Consider the following 2,203-nt stretch of genomic DNA (forward strand, 5'->3'; position numbering starts at 1 on the left):
GAAATTACAGTTCGAGATAATGGATTGTATAGTTTTTCCAGACAGATACATTTACGACAGCCAACGAATATTACAAATGAGATTGTAACTGCAGCATTTCAGCTATTTAAAGATAATTACAAATGGGAACATCCCATTAGAAGCCTGGGAATCCGAGCTGCGGATCTTGTGTTAGATGATATTCCCGTGCAGTTGGATTTATTTGGAAATCAGGAGAAAAAAGAAAAGTTAGAGAAGCTGGATCGTACTGTAGATGAGATCAGACGACGGTTTGGATATTTCAGTATACAGCGAGCGGCAATGTACCAGGATAAAGTCTTATCCCACTTAGACGCTGGTACGCACACGGTCCATCCACACAGTTATTTTCATGGGTAATTGGAGGGATAGATTTGAAAAAAGCATTAACCAGAAAACAGGAAGAAAGTTATCAGTGTATTTTGAATTATACGAAGGAGCATGGATATCCGCCGACAGTTCGGGAATTTGGAGAGTTGATCGGGGTGAAATCAACATCATCTGCTTTTTCCAGAATCAAGCAGTTGGAGCAAAACGGATATATCCGAAGGATTCCGGCATCGCCAAGAGCAATCGAGATTTTATAGTGAGGTGTCGGCATGAACAAAGTATATGTAGATGTAGTGGCAGAGTTTCGGAAAGACGGACAGCTGGTTCCCATATTTTTTACATGGGAGGATGGAAGAAAGTATAGCATTGACAGAATTTTGAAAATCGAGCGATGCGCCAGCAGAAAGGCAGGCGGTGTAGGAATGATGTACACCTGTATGATACAGGGACAGGAAAGCCATTTGTTTTACGAAGTGGATAAATGGTTTATGGAGAGAAAAACAGCATAAGGAGAGATAGGTATAGACGATATTATTTGGATTATTAACCGGCAGGGATAGTCACTTTCCCTTTATATTCCTGCAGGTTTTACATAAGAAGATGGATTCCGGTCAGCAAAGGCAACTCCCACAATGCCTTTTGGATATCCGCTTCTGCAAATTGTAGTAAGTAATTGCTTCCCATCAAAATCATGGGGAAAGCGAACTGGTCTGAAAGACCGCCAGTTAGTGTGATGATGATAAGGAGATTTTGAAACTGATGACAGATAGAGATTATGCAATTAAATCAATGAAAGAAATTACCTTCCAGATGGCAAACCATGCACAGAATTATCTGGAAGTAACGATCGAAAGACATTATACTGATATTAAAGAACTGATGACAAGCTACCAGAAACTGATTTTAGAAAACCAGGTTGTATTGGAAGAACTGGATATGGAGTGTCAGGAGAAGATCAATGAAGATATGGCATATGCGTTGAGTTATCTGAGTATTTATAACAATCAGCTGAATGTGCCAAAGATGCACCGGGAAATGAATAACCTGATGATCATTTACGGCTTGTCAGATATGATCTATCGTGGAATGACACTGGTGAAGTTTTATGCACCGAATGGTGTGATGCTCAGTGAGATCCTTCATTCTTGTTTTTGCAGTCATTATAATAAGACAGATGTGGAAGTACAGCAGGAGTTAGGAATAGGCAGGACTTCTTTTTATAAAATGAAGAAGCAGGCACTTGGGTATCTGGGATTTTATTTTTATGAGATCGTGGTGCCGCAGGCAAAGGATAAAAGATTTAAACCGTCACTGGGTGTTGAGGAAGAGTAGGTGAGTAATATGAGATACGTGGTGGTAGAATATAAATAGTACAACCGATATATTGAACATGGTAACTAAATCATGGTATAACTGAAAACTTGGGTGCGACCCAGTATTTTCAATATCTGCGATATGGCGTTCCCCATAGAATACCTTATCGCCTAAATCATTACGAGAAAGTCCTGCTCTTTCACGGGCTTTTCTGATTGCCAGCCCTAGCGGTCTGAAATCAAAAGTATCACCAAATGCAATATAGAGAAGAACAAATTTCATCTCAGTTTGATGTGAGCGAGACGATGGGAGATTATCGTGTATTCGGGAAAATTGCATTTAATGTATTAAGTGACATAAAAGGGAAGGATTATGTTTTAGACTCGGATTTTGACAAATTCAGAAATTGGCTTATGGGAGATGAAGATAAAGATTACGCCGGATTCCTTCCAGAATTTGAATCAAAACCGATGGCAGTTTTTCTTTTTCGGCAAGTATTCAAGAAGTCATTAAGTCGTGAGTATAATCGAAGTGGTAGAAA

4 protein-coding genes and 1 pseudogene are annotated in these 2,203 nt (G+C 39.4%); all 5 read left to right on the top strand.

Annotation, left to right across the window (positions count from 1 at the left end; all coding sequences use genetic code 11):
- Positions 1 to 378 (top strand): annotated as a pseudogene (locus tag I2D69_RS19550) (DNA polymerase IV); the annotation flags it as partial.
- A gap of 14 nt (positions 379 to 392) precedes the next feature.
- Positions 393 to 605 carry a hypothetical protein gene (locus I2D69_RS19555; RefSeq protein WP_023922630.1) on the top strand — a complete coding sequence of 71 codons (213 nt, stop codon included), beginning with the start codon at positions 393 to 395 and terminating at the stop codon, positions 603 to 605.
- Positions 606 to 617: 12 nt separating this feature from the next.
- Positions 618 to 857 (top strand): hypothetical protein, encoded by a 240-nt coding sequence (locus I2D69_RS19560; protein WP_005344271.1) that lies wholly within the window; start codon positions 618 to 620, stop codon positions 855 to 857.
- A 250-nt stretch (positions 858 to 1,107) separates the two neighbouring features.
- Complete coding sequence (locus tag I2D69_RS19565) at positions 1,108 to 1,680, top strand: hypothetical protein (protein ID WP_117649053.1); 573 nt, start codon at positions 1,108 to 1,110, stop codon at positions 1,678 to 1,680.
- Positions 1,681 to 1,916: 236 nt separating this feature from the next.
- Positions 1,917 to 2,203: hypothetical protein (locus I2D69_RS19575; RefSeq protein WP_207741830.1), on the top strand; the 287-nt coding region annotated here is incomplete at its 3' end.

Origin of the sequence: Ruminococcus sp. D54t1_190329_F1, assembly GCF_015551645.1 — a bacterium.
Classification (GTDB): domain Bacteria; phylum Bacillota; class Clostridia; order Lachnospirales; family Lachnospiraceae; genus Blautia_A; species Blautia_A faecis.

Bases quoted from the DNA above. Each gene is read 5' to 3' on its own strand.
- I2D69_RS19560 (WP_005344271.1), top strand. From the start codon at position 618: ATGAACAAAGTATATGTAGATGTAGTGGCAGAGTTTCGGAAAGACGGA.
- I2D69_RS19565 (WP_117649053.1), top strand. From the start codon at position 1,108: ATGACAGATAGAGATTATGCAATTAAATCAATGAAAGAAATTACCTTC.